Source organism: Thermomonas sp. S9 (assembly GCF_024704365.1).
GTDB lineage: Bacteria > Pseudomonadota > Gammaproteobacteria > Xanthomonadales > Xanthomonadaceae > Thermomonas.
This window is the reverse complement of sequence record NZ_JAJDFY010000001.1, coordinates 1669789-1683489: the sequence shown is the minus strand read 5'-3', so window position 1 is coordinate 1683489 and position 13701 is coordinate 1669789. Positions and strand designations below refer to the sequence as shown.

The 13701-nt window shown below is 64.1% G+C and carries 13 protein-coding genes and 1 pseudogene; 4 read left to right on the top strand and 10 right to left on the bottom strand.

The genetic code is table 11. From position 1 onward, the window contains the following. The 5 genes from LJB71_RS08400 to LJB71_RS08380 form a co-directional block, all read right to left on the bottom strand. Complete coding sequence (locus tag LJB71_RS08400; RefSeq protein ID WP_259303836.1) at window positions 1–1308, bottom strand: TolC family protein; 1308 nt, start codon at window positions 1306–1308, stop codon at window positions 1–3. 69 nt (window positions 1309–1377) lie between these two features. Then, window positions 1378–1773, bottom strand: coding sequence for a hypothetical protein (locus tag LJB71_RS08395; RefSeq protein WP_259303835.1), 396 nt, complete (start codon window positions 1771–1773; stop codon window positions 1378–1380). Between the two features lie 265 nt (window positions 1774–2038). Further along, window positions 2039–2323 (bottom strand): hypothetical protein, encoded by a 285-nt coding sequence (locus tag LJB71_RS08390; protein ID WP_259303834.1) that lies wholly within the window; start codon window positions 2321–2323, stop codon window positions 2039–2041. Then, window positions 2289–2936, bottom strand: coding sequence for an MBL fold metallo-hydrolase (locus LJB71_RS08385; protein ID WP_259303833.1), 648 nt, complete (start codon window positions 2934–2936; stop codon window positions 2289–2291). The genes LJB71_RS08390 and LJB71_RS08385 overlap by 35 nt, the downstream gene beginning before the upstream one ends. Before the next feature lie 37 nt (window positions 2937–2973). Next, window positions 2974–3591 (bottom strand): hypothetical protein, encoded by a 618-nt coding sequence (locus tag LJB71_RS08380; protein ID WP_259303832.1) that lies wholly within the window; start codon window positions 3589–3591, stop codon window positions 2974–2976. 277 nt (window positions 3592–3868) lie between these two features. Here LJB71_RS08380 and LJB71_RS08375 point away from each other — a divergent pair, with 277 nt between their 5' ends. Then, on the top strand, window positions 3869–5209 hold the full coding sequence (locus LJB71_RS08375) for an ISL3-like element ISStma11 family transposase (RefSeq protein WP_259303831.1): 1341 nt from the start codon (window positions 3869–3871) through the stop codon (window positions 5207–5209). Window positions 5210–5291: 82 nt separating this feature from the next. On the opposite strand, the gene merA is transcribed toward LJB71_RS08375, so the two are convergent. The 3 genes from merA to merT are packed head-to-tail and all read right to left on the bottom strand — an operon-like array spanning window position 5292 to window position 7638. After that, the gene (gene merA / locus LJB71_RS08370; protein WP_259303830.1) at window positions 5292–6986 is read right to left on the bottom strand and encodes a mercury(II) reductase; all 1695 of its coding nucleotides are present in this window, start codon (window positions 6984–6986) and stop codon (window positions 5292–5294) included. Window positions 6987–6996: 10 nt separating this feature from the next. Continuing rightward, on the bottom strand, window positions 6997–7275 hold the full coding sequence (gene merP / locus LJB71_RS08365) for a mercury resistance system periplasmic binding protein MerP (protein ID WP_259303829.1): 279 nt from the start codon (window positions 7273–7275) through the stop codon (window positions 6997–6999). Between the two features lie 12 nt (window positions 7276–7287). Next, window positions 7288–7638 (bottom strand): mercuric ion transporter MerT, encoded by a 351-nt coding sequence (gene merT, locus LJB71_RS08360; RefSeq protein WP_259303827.1) that lies wholly within the window; start codon window positions 7636–7638, stop codon window positions 7288–7290. Between the two features lie 74 nt (window positions 7639–7712). Here merT and merR point away from each other — a divergent pair, with 74 nt between their 5' ends. Further along, window positions 7713–8120 carry an Hg(II)-responsive transcriptional regulator gene (gene merR, locus LJB71_RS08355; RefSeq protein ID WP_012480188.1) on the top strand — a complete coding sequence of 136 codons (408 nt, stop codon included), beginning with the start codon at window positions 7713–7715 and terminating at the stop codon, window positions 8118–8120. Between the two features lie 364 nt (window positions 8121–8484). On the opposite strand, the pseudogene LJB71_RS08350 reads toward merR, so the two are convergent. After that, a pseudogene (locus tag LJB71_RS08350) lies at window positions 8485–8637 on the bottom strand (nitrilase-related carbon-nitrogen hydrolase); the annotation flags it as partial. A 31-nt stretch (window positions 8638–8668) separates the two neighbouring features. Next, a complete protein-coding gene (locus LJB71_RS08345; RefSeq protein ID WP_114958852.1) occupies window positions 8669–9109 on the bottom strand; it encodes a helix-turn-helix domain-containing protein in 441 nt (146 codons plus the stop codon). A 188-nt stretch (window positions 9110–9297) separates the two neighbouring features. On the opposite strand from LJB71_RS08345, the gene LJB71_RS08340 reads away from it, so the two are divergent. Then, on the top strand, window positions 9298–11268 hold the full coding sequence (locus tag LJB71_RS08340; RefSeq protein ID WP_259303826.1) for a cytochrome c/FTR1 family iron permease: 1971 nt from the start codon (window positions 9298–9300) through the stop codon (window positions 11266–11268). Then, window positions 11265–13643 carry a heavy metal translocating P-type ATPase gene (locus tag LJB71_RS08335; RefSeq protein WP_249038061.1) on the top strand — a complete coding sequence of 793 codons (2379 nt, stop codon included), beginning with the start codon at window positions 11265–11267 and terminating at the stop codon, window positions 13641–13643. Before LJB71_RS08340 ends, LJB71_RS08335 begins: the two co-directional genes overlap by 4 nt. Window positions 13644–13701 lie beyond the last annotated feature (58 nt).

Below are 13701 nucleotides of genomic sequence, written 5' to 3'. Positions count from 1 at the left end.
TCATCGCGAGAATTCCTCTTCGGGCAGCAGGTAGGCCAGTGCGGCCCAGGCGCGGCCAAGTTCGCCCAGGTCGCGGGCGTGTTCGATGTGCAGTTCGATTTCGTCGCGGCGGGCCTCCAACCACGGTTGCAGGTCGCCACCGGCGGCATAAGCGGCCAGCGCCGTCTTCGCGCGGTCGCGGGCAAGCGGCAGGGAATCGTTTTCCCGGCGCGAGATCCGACGCTTGAGCCCCTCCCACTCGGCGAGGGCCCGGCGCACGGTTTCGGTTTGCATGCGGCGGGCGTCTTCGCGTTCGGCGGTCACGGCTTCCAAGTCGGCACGACGGGCAGCGATGCCCCGGTCCTGTCGATTGCGCGGAAACAAAGGCAGGTCAATCGCGAATTCGAGCATCAGCATGTCGCTGCGCGGCAGGCCGGCCGGCGTGCGATCGCGTTGGCCATAGGTCACTCCGAGACTCCAGTCCGGCCGCTTCTCGGCGATGGCGGCATCCACTTCGGCTTGCGCAACAGCCTCGCGCGAACGCCACGGCAGCAGCGGCGCCTGGCGATCGACGGAAGCTTGTAGCGCGGCAGGGGAGAGGGGCAGCGACGTCAACGCAGGGGGATCGCCCTCGATGCGCAGACCTGCCGGATCCATGCCCAGCCAGCGCGCCAGGCCGGCTTGCGCGGCCCCCAACGTGGTCTCGGCTTCGTCGATGCGGTTTTCCAGATCCAATGCGGCGTTTTGCGTCGCCATTGCGTCGACCGCCGAACCGGTGCCGCCGGCAAGCCGTGCCTTGGCGGCACGGACGGCCACATCGGCCGGTTCGTGCAGGGCACGTAGCGCTTCGACTTCTCGCTGCGCCGCCCAGAGGGTGATCCAAGCCTGCGCTGCCTGCTGGCGCACCCCGAGTCGCTCGGCCGCGGTCATTGCCTGCGCCTGCTCGACAGTGCGGTCGGCCACCGCCTGTCGGGCCTGCCGCTTGGCGCGAGCAGGAAACTCCTGCATCAAGCCGATCTGCTTCATGGTCATGTCGTCGGCGCCAATATCGAACGCGTTGGCGCCGGTGACCGGCAGGTTGGCGATGCCGAGCGTAAATTTGGGATCGGGTAAGGCCGCCGCACGGGCGGCTTCTTCCCGGGTGGCCGCGACCTGCGACTGGCGCGCCTGCAGCATCGGGGCTCGCTCGGTCGCGAGGCGCAATGCCTCATCGAACGAGAGGCCGGCAGGGGCCGACCGGACAGGCATGGCGACAAAACCGAGGGCGAGCGCCAGCGCCGCCCAACGGCGAGTTCTGCACCTGAGGCGCAGCAAGAAAGGAATAGGCATGGGACCTCCGAACGCAACGACGAACACGCCGCCGGGATTGGCAGCGCGGAAACGAGTCGCGGTCGGGGTCTAGATCTGCAGGCTACAGAAGCGCTGCGCGGGTGGCGGATCGGACTGGCAGATCGGCACGTCGCGGTAGAGCTGCGCACGTACCGGGGGCAGCAGGGCCTCGGACAGGGCGAAATGCATCGGCGGCAGGGCCAATGCAGGGACCTTTGGGGCCTTCAGGTCCGGGGTGGTGACGTGGTCGCGTACGCAGTGCTGGTCGCACAGGGCCGGGGCATCCGGATCCGGCATTTCCATGCCCACGCAACCGGCCATGACCGCTTGCGGTTCGGGCGGCGCGTCGGCGACGGGGCAGGCATATGCGGCGAATGCCAGTTGCTGGAACACCAACGCCAGCAGTCCCAGCCAGGCCAGACGCAGCCGCGGACGGCGGAGGCGCAGCACTTTCATCAAGTTCATGGCGTGCCACCTCCAGAGCAGACCTGGGCACCGAGGTGCAGTCGCACCACGGGTCCGGACAAATCGGTAGGGGCAGCTATCTGGGGCATGCAAGGGGGGAGTGTACTACTGGCGGTGACTTGGAAACGCCTTGGCCTCGGAAAGTTCCCGACCATCGGCGCGCCAGCAAAGCAACCAGCTCAGGGCGGCGCAAGGGGGGCTCTCACTTTGCTTGCCGCAGGATTGCGGCCCACCTAGCCCACGCTTTCCGGGGATCCGTAAGGATTCAAAGCGTGTACTCAGTCTCCACCGTCAGGCTGCCGATGTAGTTGTCAACCAGCGCCATCCCGAGGTCGTCCAGGTCTGGACCTTCGTAGTTGGGGTTGGACACGTAAAAGTGAACGTTGCCGCCTACACAATCCATGGTGATGTCACCTGCTTGATTCTGGGTGATCGTCTGGTACCCGGTGTAATAGTGGAGGTGCCTGGAAGGCGCCTCACCAATCACGATGATTTGCGGGTCCAACTTTTCCAGCTCACGAATCGGGAATCTTGCCCGACTGTCGTCCATGATGGGCAGCAAAGACGATCGTCGTTTTCGTCAATTGGATATCGTCGACGATGCTTTCCATGAACTCGGTCTCCAGGTCGCCGTGCCACATCACACTCGCACCATCCTGCAGCGAGTACCGAATCACCGCGGAGGTATTGTTGAAAGACTCGCCGGCATTACAGCTCGCCAGCGCATCCTTGAAATACTCATTCTCCGTGTTCGGCCAGAGCACGTGGATCCCAGCTCCGCCGCGGGCATCGTCACTCTGATTCAGCCATTTGCGAGTGCAGCCCTGCTTGAGAAAAAATGTCTTCTCGCTGTCGCGAAGAGCACAGTAGCGTTTGAAGGACTCGGTGACGTCGTCCTTGATGGCCTGGTTCTCGACCACATAGAAGTTCACGATGGGCATCGCATCGTCTAGCAGATGGATGCCGCCGAAATGGTCTTCGTCGGGATGCGTACAGATGAATCTGGAAATCTGCTTGTCTGCAGATGCAGCTTTCAATTCTGCGATGATGCGATCTGCGTTTTCGGCGTTCAGGTCGCAATCGATGATCGTGAAGCTATCGCTTCCGTGGCGGATGTAAAACATATCCCCATTCCCGACCGCTAAGCTCTTTATCCGTGACATGGCGCCCCCTGTATGGCGTAGATTTTTGCCGTTCTTGTTAGGAATTCGGCTGTGTGCTTTCGATCGCCAAGACCGTCTTGATCAATCGAATGCCCGCCTGTTGCGCCGCCACTGCGGCCAATATGTATTGAAGAGCGAACACGGCGCCTGCGGGCGCCGCTGCAACTGCAAATCCCGTTAGCTTCAGCGCCACTGGTACGCCCAGCGCCGAGAATGCGGAAACGGTTGCAAGGTCCCGGAAGAGCAAATAGCGTCGATTCGCATCGAGGACGGCGTTGTCATCTTTATGGGCGCGGTAGAGCTTGTACCACTTCGCCTGTTGTTCGGCCGGGTCGACTGGAAACGGGCCAACCCGTTGTTCCAAGGCGACAACGTCGATTCGTGTGTCGCTATGGACATGCTTGCTGAAGGCCTGATGGCCGGGGAGGGCGTGTCGCGGACGCCAGAACACAAGCGCCGCCTTGATGTCGGCCGACAGCAGGCTAGTCAGCAGTAGCAATGCCGGAGCCGTGAGGACGCTGGCCAGCGCGCCAGTCACCGTGCCCGGGGTGATTCCAGATGCATGCAGTTGCGGGGCTAGCAAGGCGCCTAGCACCACCAGATCGAATGCGATGAAGGCGCTGAGCCAGCGCAGCAACCCTTGTTTGGCAGACATGTATACCCCCTAGAACATTGCAAAGCGTTTGGAAGGAGGCGAGATCCCGCCTTGTCGATTCCGACATTCAAAATCGGGAGCCAAGGTGACGGGTGTGTCAGTTGGCAAGCTCATACGCGCATGGCACCTTTTAAGGGTATCCGGAATCTGGTGTGGGTTCTGGCTCCTTGGGTCTTTGTAGCTATCACTTTCAAAGAATGGATTTTGGTGTTGGACGGCTGAGCGGATGTGCTAGAGTAAAAGTCGGATTTCAGTGTGGGTTCGCCCAAGGTGCTGAGTGACGGACTTTCTCCAGCTGCGAAGCCTGAAGACGCTTGAAATCCTGACCAGCGAGGACAGTTACGTCGTCAAGGCCGAAGGCGTCAATCAGTGGGTGACCTGCCCGCTGTGCAAGACCGGACGCCTGCATGGTCACGGCTCACAGGAACAGTCGTTTCAGGACACACCGACGCACGGCAAACCCGTCGTGATCTTCATCCAGCGCCGTCGCTATCGCTGTACAAGCTGCACCAAGGCCTTGTTTGAGCCTGTGGCGGACCTTGATGGAAAACGCCAAGCCACGGCGCGTCTGGTGCGTTATATCCGCGACCAGTCCTTCTCCAAGACCTTTGCGGCCCTTGCCCGGGAAGTAGCCGTGGACGAAAAGACGGTCCGCCACGTCTTCGACGATTTCATCGAGGAGGTCGAGGCCAAGACCCAGTTCCGGACGCCGCGGGTGCTGGGTATCGACGAGCTCAAGATCATCGGCCAGTACCGGGCCATGATCACCAACGTCGAGCGCAAGACCGTGTTCGATATCCGCCCCAGCCGGGCCAAAGCCGAGTTGATGCCCTATTTCCGCGACCTGCGGGACAAGGACTCGGTCGAGTGGGTGGCGATGGACATGTACCACGTTTATCGGCAGGTGGTGCGCGCCACGCTGCCACAGGCCCGGATCGTGGTCGATCGATTCCATATCCAGCGCATGGCGAACGACGCGCTGGAGAAGCTGCGCAAGCGCATTCGCAAGGATTTGTCCACCCGGCAGCGCCTCAAACTCAAGGACGAGCGGTTCCTGCTGCTCAAGCGGCAGCACGACCTGACAGGGAGAGATATGGACCGGATGCGGGAATGGTTCCAACAGTTCCCGCTCCTAAGCGAAGCCCACGCGCTCAAGGAAGGATTTCTGTCGATCTGGGATCAGAAGACCCGCCCAGCAGCAGAAGCCGCCTGCGCGAAGTGGCAGGCCAATATTCCGACCGAATTGGCGGCCACGTTCAAGGACCTGACCACCGCCGTGCACAACTGGCACGACGAAATCTTCGCCTACTTCGAGCAGCCGATTACCAATGCCTATACTGAGTCAGTCAACCGAGTGGCCAAAGACATGAACCGCATGGGCAGGGGTTACAGCTTCGAGGTGCTTCGGGCGCGCATACTCTACGACAAGAAGGCGCGCAAGGATGGCTCGGTTATCGAAACCGTGTTGGTCGATGACGACGACCCAATGACCACGGACTTCGTGTTCCAGCGGATGACCACGGCGGCAACGCGCAAGAAGAAGATCACGCGCGTGGTCGAGTACGGCCCCTATCTCCCGACGCTGGCGCGGCTACTCGAAGAGGGGTATTTCGAATAGTCCTCAGCCCATTGTGCAAGAGGCGGCGCTTCAGCCTGAATTTGTGATTCAGCCGATGAAGCATAGGTAAGAGGCCCAGCCACTACCCCGCGCAACAGGACAGTTGCTTTACGTCCTTGGTGAAGGTTTGTGCCGCGAGTTTCAGCCCCTCGACCATCGTCAGGTAGGGGAATAACTGGTCGGCCAACTCTCGCACCGTCATGCGGTTGCGAATCGCCAGTACTGCGGTTTGGATCAGCTCGCCTGCTTCCGGGGCTACCGCTTGCACGCCGATCAGTCGTCCCGAACCGGCCTCCGAAACCAGCTTGATGAAACCGCGCGTGTCGAAGTTGACCAGCGCCCGGGGCACGTTGTCGAGCGTCAGCGTGCGGCTGTCGGTCTCGATACCGTCGTGGTGCGCTTCGGCTTCGCTGTAGCCCACGGTGGCGACCTGCGGGTCGGTGAACACCACCGCCGGCATCGCCGTCAGATCCAGCGTCGCGTTGCCACCCGTCATGTTGATTGCAGCGCGGGTGCCGGCCGCCGCCGCGACGTAGACGAACTGCGGCTGGTCAGTGCAGTCGCCGGCGGCATAGATGTGCGGCACGGTAGTGCGCATCGCGTGGTCGATGGTGATGGCGCCTTGCGCATTGACCACCACACCGGCCGCGTCGAGGTTGAGCGTGCGGGTGTTTGGGGTGCGGCCGGTGGCGAACAACAGCCGGTCGGCATGCAGTTCGCCGCGTTCGGTGGTGAGCACGAATTCCCCATCCTCATAGGCGACCTGGCTGGCCTGGGTGTGGTCCAGCACTTCGATGCCTTCGGCGCGGAACACGGCCGTGATGGCCTCGCCAATGGCGGGGTCTTCGCGAAAGAACAGTGTGCTGCGCGCCAGCATGGTCACCTTGCTGCCCAGCCGGGCAAAGGCCTGCGCGAGTTCGACGGCCACCACCGACGAGCCGATCACGGCCAGCCGATCGGGGATCGTGTCGCTGGCCAGCGCTTCGGTCGACGTCCAGAAGGGCGTGTCTTTCAAGCCCGGGATCGGTGGAATCGCCGGACTGGCCCCGGTGGCGATGAGGCAGCGGTCGAAACTCACCTCGCGCATCCCGTCGTCAGCGGTTGCCACGGTCAGCGTGTGCGCATCCTTGAATCGGGCATCGCCGCGCAGCACGGTGATGGTCGGGGTGCTCGTCAGGATGCCTTCGTACTTGGCGTGGCGCAGTTCATCGACGCGCCCCTGCTGCTGAGCCAGCAAGCGCTTACGCAGAATCTTCGGCGAGGCGGCGGCAATGCCGTCATCGAACGGACTCTTGCGACGCAGATGCGCAATGTGGGCAGCGCGGATCATGATCTTGGACGGCACACATCCGACGTTGACGCAGGTGCCGCCGAGAGTGCTGCGCTCGATCAGCGTCACACGCGCCCCTTGCTCGACGGCCTTCAACGCCGCCGCCATCGCCGCGCCGCCGCTGCCGATCACGGCCACGTGCAGTGCAGCCTCATCGTCCTCGCGCTTTGGTTCGCCGCCCAGCCGCTCTTGTGCATTGTTCAGCAGGTCGCTGGGTTGCCCCGGCGCATCGGCAAGCTGCGCTCGGTAACCGAGTGCGGATACCGCCGCGACCAGCGAGGTCACGTCCACGGCGGTACCTACGCTGGCCTCAATCTCGGCCCGGCGCTGTGGGTAGGACACTGAGGCCGAACGCACGCCGGGCACCTTTTCCAAGGTCTGCTTGACGTGCTCGGCGCACGACCCGCAGGTCATGCCATCGATGTGCAGCGTGATCGCCTCGGTCATGAGCGTGTGCTCACTTCTTGACGGTAGACGGGTAGCCGGCGTTCTCGGTGGCTTTGGTCAACGCGGCCGGAGTGGTCTTGGCATCGTCGTAGGTTACCACCGCCTCCTTGGGCTCCCAGGTCACCTTGGCCTCGATGACGCCTTCGACCTTGGTCAGCGCCTTCTTGACTGTGATCGGACAGGTGGCGCAGGTCATGCTCGGCACCGACAGCGTGACGGTTTTGGTGGCGGCCCAGGCGGGAGCGCTGAGGGCAACGGTCAGAGCGAGCAATGCGACGATTTTCTTCATGGCAATCTCCTTTCAGTAGAACAGGGACATGAGGTAGGGGAACACGAGCGCGATCAGCACCAGGGCGGTGACGATCCAGAAGATCACCTTGTAGGCCGTCCGCACCTGGGGCACGGCGCATGCGTCGTCCGGCGCGCAGGCGCGAGCCGGCCGGAAGATGCGACGCCACGCGAAGAACAGCGCCACGAGCGCCACGCCAATGAAGATCGGCCGGTACGGTTCCAGCGCGGTCAAGTTGCCGATCCAGGCGCCGGAGAAACCCAGCGTGATCAGCACCAGCGGACCGAGGCAGCAGGTCGAGGCGAGGATGGCGGCGAGGCCACCGGCGGCCAGTGCACCGCGGCCGTTGCTGGGGTCTGCCATGTGAGGGATCTCCTTCCGAGACGTTGCGTGATGCGCTAAGGTTACTTCCGTAGTCAAGTACGGAGTCAAGCGCGATGGTGAACGATCCGCAAACACTGACCATCGGGGCTTTCGCCAAGGCCGCTGGGGTCAACGTGGAGACCATCCGGTTCTATCAGCGCAAGGGGTTATTGCCAGAACCAGGTCGGCCCGTCGGCAGTATTCGCCGCTACGGATCGGCGGACGTGGCGCGGGTGCGTTTCGTGAAATCCGCCCAGCGGCTGGGGTTCAACCTGGACGAAGTCGGCCAACTCCTACAGCTTGAGGACGGCACTCACTGCAGCGAAGCCGCCGAGCTGGCTGCGCTCCAGCTCACCGACGTGCGCACCAAGATGGCGGACCTGACGCGAATCGAAGCGGTGCTGTCACGGTTGGTCAACGAGTGCCATGCGCAGCGAGGCACTGTGTCGTGCCCGCTGATCGATTCTCTGCACGGGAGCTAGGCGCGTGGCTTAACCCGGTTTTCCGTTCCACTGCGCCTCAAACCCCAGTTCGAGCCGGGGGCAAGGTGACCTGCCACTGATTGTTTCCTTGCACCGACATGCGCCAGACAAAGCCCACACTGAAGGCTAAAAGCGCGTAAGCCTTGCGATACCAGAAACCTACCGAACGAGAGCTGTCAGACAAGAAGGGCTAGTGCGGTCTTCCCACACTAAAATCCGGATACCCCAAAAAAGTCGCCAAAATCATAAGCCGGCAGGTCCCCACTTCCGACCTAGTTCGCCAGGATCCGGCTCGAATAATCGAGCGGCGCGATCTCCCGGCTCAAGTCGAGTGTGTAGTCCCCAAAGCGATTGATGTGACTGGTCCGGTACGGCTGAGTTCCGGAAACAGCACCAGGTCGGCGTGATAGCGATCGCGCGCCTCGGCGATCCGCTCGGCAATGCGCCCTGCGTTGCCGTCGATGTCCCCGACGGGAAAGTCCGCCTGGACCAACGCGATACGCAGGCTCACGGGCAGTTCCCATCAAGGCATCGCATCGCCAGACGCTTCATGCCGACCGCTTCCGACGCACGTCTGTCGTCTTGACCCGCGAGGCAGGCATCGGTTCCCGCAAGGTGGCCAGAATCGAGCACTGGCCCCGTGCGCCTCCGGAGCACGCATTGATCGTGCGGTCCAATTCCCGGGCAATGCGATTGAGCTCGCGGAGCTTGCTGCGGATATCTGTCAGATGCTCGCGGGCAATCGCATCGATCTCGCCGCAGGAGAGCGTGCGGTCGCTTTCCAGCCGTAGCAGGCTGCGGATCTCATCCAGGCTGAAGCCGAGGTCGCGGCTGCGGGTGATGAAACGCAGCCGATCCACTTCGTCATCGCGGTACTCGCGGTAACCGCTGGCGGTTCGGCGCGGTTTGGGCATCAGCCCCACGCGCTCGTAGTAGCGAATGGTTTCCAGATGACAGCCGCTGGATTCGGCCGCTTCGCTGATCTTCATCGACGCCTCTTGACCCTATAGCTGCTACGGACTTTACCCTGTGAGGCCTACGGGGGCTATGGCACACAGAGGGAGGGGCTGTCATGTCGTGGAGTCCTGCCCTTGACTCCGTAGCAGGTACGGGGTGTACGCTCGCTGTTGCAACTGGTTCCCATTCCCGTTTATTGCCCTTCACCTAGGCGCTCCCCGTGACCAACTCCCTCTGTCGTTGCCTGCTGATCGCGTTTTTGGCTTGGCTGTCCTTCCCGGCCTTCGCCGCCGCGCCGTCCGCGGTCAACCCGCGCCAGACCTGGCAACTGCTGGACTACGTGGCCGTCGACTATGGCGCGGCCGTGAAATCCGGCAGTGTCGCGTCCGAGGCCGAGTACGCGGAGATGCGCGAATTTGCGGGGGCGGTGCGAACCCAATTGGCCGCGCTGCCGTCGACGCCCGGCCAGGCCGGCCTGATCGCCCAAGCCGATCAGCTGGTGACCGCTGTCGAGTCCAAGGCCGACGCCAGGCACGTCGCCGATCTGGCGCATCGGCTGGCCGACGGCCTGCTGGCCAACTATCCGGTCGGTGCCGTGCCGGCGACGCCGCCCGATCCGGCCCGGGGGGCACAGCTCTACGCCGCGCAATGCACTGCCTGCCATGGTCCGGCCGGCCACGGCGATGGGCCGGCTGCGGCGAGCCTGGATCCGCCGCCCATTGCCTTCACCGATGCCACCCGCGCCGCCCAGCGCAGTCCCTTCGCCTTGTACGAAGCGATTTCCCAAGGGATCCAGGGAACGGCCATGACCGGCTTCTCGTCCCTGCCGGAAGCCGATCGCTGGGCGCTGGCGTTCTACGTCGGCAGCTTGTCGCATTCGCCGCAGATGCGGGCCGAGGGCGAAGCGCTGTGGCGCGACGCGCCGGCCTGGCACCAGCGCATTCCCACGCTGGAAGCGCTGACCCGCACCAGCGAGGCGGATCTGATCGGCGCCGGCAGCCAGGACACACAGGCGCGGGCCATCATCGCTTACCTGCGCGGGCAGCCGCAGGCCGTCCAGACCGCAGCCTCGGGCGTGGCAGCAGTCCAATCGCTCGCACTGGCTCGGCAACGGATGGCCGAGAGCCTCCGCGCCTATCAGGCGGGCGATGCCGGGCAGGCGAAGACGGCGGCTTTGTCGGCGTACCTGGATGGCGTCGAACCGGTCGAGCCCACACTCGCCGCGCGGGACAACGCGCTGATGCGTGAGCTCGAAACCACCATGGCGCGCTATCGCGATGCCATCGGCCGCCGCGTTCCTGCCTCCGATGCGACAGCGCAGGCGAGGCAGGTGAGCGCGCTGTTCGATCGCGCCGAGGCGGTCTTGCAGGATGCGCACACCGATCGCACCACGGCGTTCCTGGGCAGCTTCACCATCCTGCTCCGCGAAGGGATCGAGGCGTTGTTGATCGTGATCGGCATGATCGCCTTCCTGCGCAAGGCCGAACGCCGCGAGGTCCTGCCGGCGGTACACGCCGGTTGGGTCGGGGCGTTGCTGGCGGGTGTGGCGACCTGGGCGATCGCGACCCATCTGGTCGATGTGAGCGGCGCCAACCGTGAGGTCACCGAAGGCGTGTCGGCGTTGTTCGCCGCGGTGGTGCTGCTCAGCGTGGGCATCTGGATGCACCAGAAGAGCCTGGCCGGGCGCTGGCAGCAGTACCTGCATGCCAAGGTCTCGGCCGCGCTGACCCGGCGCTCGGCGGTCTTCCTGTTCCTGGTGGCCTTTGTCGCGGTCTACCGCGAAGTGTTCGAGACGATCCTGTTCTTCATCGCGATGTGGAACCAGGAAAACAGCACCGCGATTCTGGGTGGGCTGGTCGCCGGCAGCGTCGTGTTGGCCGGGGTGGCGTACTGGATGCTGCGCATGAGCAAGCGCCTGCCGATTGGCCAGTTCTTCTCGATCAGTTCGATCCTGATTGCCGTGCTCGCCGTCGTGCTGGTCGGCAAGGGCATCGCGGCGCTGCAGGAAGCCGGCTGGGTCGGTCAGGCGCTGGTCGCCGCGCCGCGCATCGATTGGCTGGGCGTGTACCCCTCCTGGCAATCCCTGCTGGCGCAGTTGGCCGTGGCGGTGATTGCGATCGGTGGTTTTTATTTCAATGCGCGCAACTCGCGTGTGCCCGCGCAAGCCGTCAAGGGAGACCGCGCGCAATGAGCACGTCTTGCAACAGCTGTGATGGCTCGGTGACCACGGCGCAACTTCCTGCGCCTTCACCCCAGGCTATGCGTTATCGCATCGAGAACATGGACTGCCCCACCGAGGAGGCGCTGATCCGGAACAAGCTCGGCCAAGTGCCGGGCGTGACGGACCTGCAGTTCAACCTGGTGCAGCGCACGCTGACAGTGCTTCACCAGTTGCCTGCGCTGGCCCCTGTGGAAGACGCGCTGGCGGCGATCGGCATGCAGGCGGTGCCTTTGGATACGGCTGTGTCTGCCGTCGAAACGGCGCTGCATATCGCGAAGATGGATTGCCGCACCAAGGAAGGCCTGATCCGCGGCAAGTTGAGTGGCATGCCGGGGGTGGACGCGCTGGCCTTCAATCTCGTGCAACGCACCCTGACCGTCCGCCACGCGACCGGCGTCTTGCCGGATGTGCTGGCCGCCTTGAAGTCGCTGGGCTTCGAGGCCGAAGCGGTCGCCACGGCCGGCGGCGCAGAGTTGACTGCACCGGTGCGGACCCGGACAGCCTGGTGGCCGTTGATCGTTTCCGGTGCGGCGGCACTGCTCGCCGAGGTCGTGTCGTGGCTCGGGGCCCCTGCGTGGCTGGTCATTGCACTGGCGCTGGTGGCGATCGGTACCGGCGGCCTGTCCACCTACAAGAAGGGCTGGATTGCGCTGAAGAACCGCAATCTCAACATGAACGCCCTGATGTCGATCGCGGTCACCGGCGCGATGCTGATCGGCCATTGGCCGGAAGCGGCCATGGTGATGGTGCTGTTCGCGCTGGCCGAGGTGATCGAGGCCAAATCGCTGGACCGTGCGCGCAATGCGATCCGGGGCTTGATGGACCTGGCGCCCGAGCGGGCCACGGTGCTGCAGGATGGCAACCGATGGGTCGAGGCGGATGCCAAGACGGTCGCGCTCGATAGCCGGGTGCGGGTCAAGCCGGGCGAGCGCATCGCGCTGGACGGCGTGGTGGTCCTGGGCCGCTCCACGATTAACCAGGCGCCGATCACCGGCGAGAGCCTTCCTGTCGAAAAGGCCGAGGGCGATCCGGTGTTCGCCGGCACCATCAACGAAGCCGGTTCGCTCGAATATCGGGTCACGGCCACGGCCAATGATTCCACCCTCGCGCGCATCATCCACGCGGTGGAGGCGGCGCAGGGCAATCGTGCGCCCACCCAGCGCTTCGTCGACCAGTTTGCGCGCTGGTACACCCCGCTGGTGTTCGCCGTCGCCATCGGCGTCGCGGTGGTGCCACCCCTGCTGATGGGGACGGCGTGGCTGGAATGGACCTACCGGGCATTGGTGCTGCTGGTAATCGCCTGTCCTTGCGCACTGGTGATCTCCACCCCGGTGAGCATCGTCAGCGGACTGGCCGCGGCGGCACGGCACGGCATCCTGATCAAGGGCGGCGTGTACCTGGAGAATGGTCGCAAGCTGCGATGGCTGGCGCTCGACAAGACCGGGACGATCACCCACGGCAAACCCAAGCAGACCGATTTCGCCGCATGGGGCGAGGCGGACCCAGGCCTGGCTCGCGCGATCGCGGTCAGCTTGGCCGCTCGCTCCGACCATCCCGTCTCCAAGGCCATTGCCGTGGCGGGACAGGACGATGCGGTGACCGTGCGTGAAGTCGAGGACTTCGCCGCCTTGCCGGGCCGCGGTGTACGCGGCCAGGTGGCAGGTGCGCATTACCACTTGGGAAACCATCGGCTCGTGCAGGACCTGGGTGCCAGCTCGGCAGCGTTGGAAGCGCATTTCAGCAGCTTGGAAGCACAAGGCAAGAGCGTCGTGGCGCTGCTGGCAAGCGATGGCGTGCAGGCGATCTTCGCCGTGGCCGACACGGTCAAGGACAGCAGCCGACAGGCCATTGCCGACTTGCACGCGCTCGGGGTCAAGACCCTGATGCTGACCGGGGACAACCCGCACACGGCGCAGGCCATCGCCGGTGAGGTCGGTATCGACCGCGCCCAAGGCAACCTGCTACCCGAAGACAAGCTGCGGGAAATGGAAGCCCTCGCCGCACAGGGCACCAGCGGCATGGTCGGCGACGGCATCAACGATGCCCCGGCGTTGGCGCGGGCTGATATCGGCTTTGCGATGGGCGCGGCCGGGTCCGACACCGCCATCGAAACCGCCGATGTGGCCTTGATGGACGACGATCTGCGCAAGATTCCGGCCTTCATCCGGCTCTCGCGCGCCACCGCTCACGTGCTGATGCAGAACATCACCTTGGCCCTGGGGATCAAGGCGGTTTTTCTAGTGCTGACCTTTGCAGGCCAAGCCACGATGTGGGCGGCGGTGTTCGCCGACATGGGCGCCAGCCTGTTGGTGGTGGGCAACGGCATGCGCCTGCTGAGGAAGTGACGTGGATACCGTCGCGCATGTGTCCACGAGCGAGGAACGGCATGACCCGCTCCCGGGA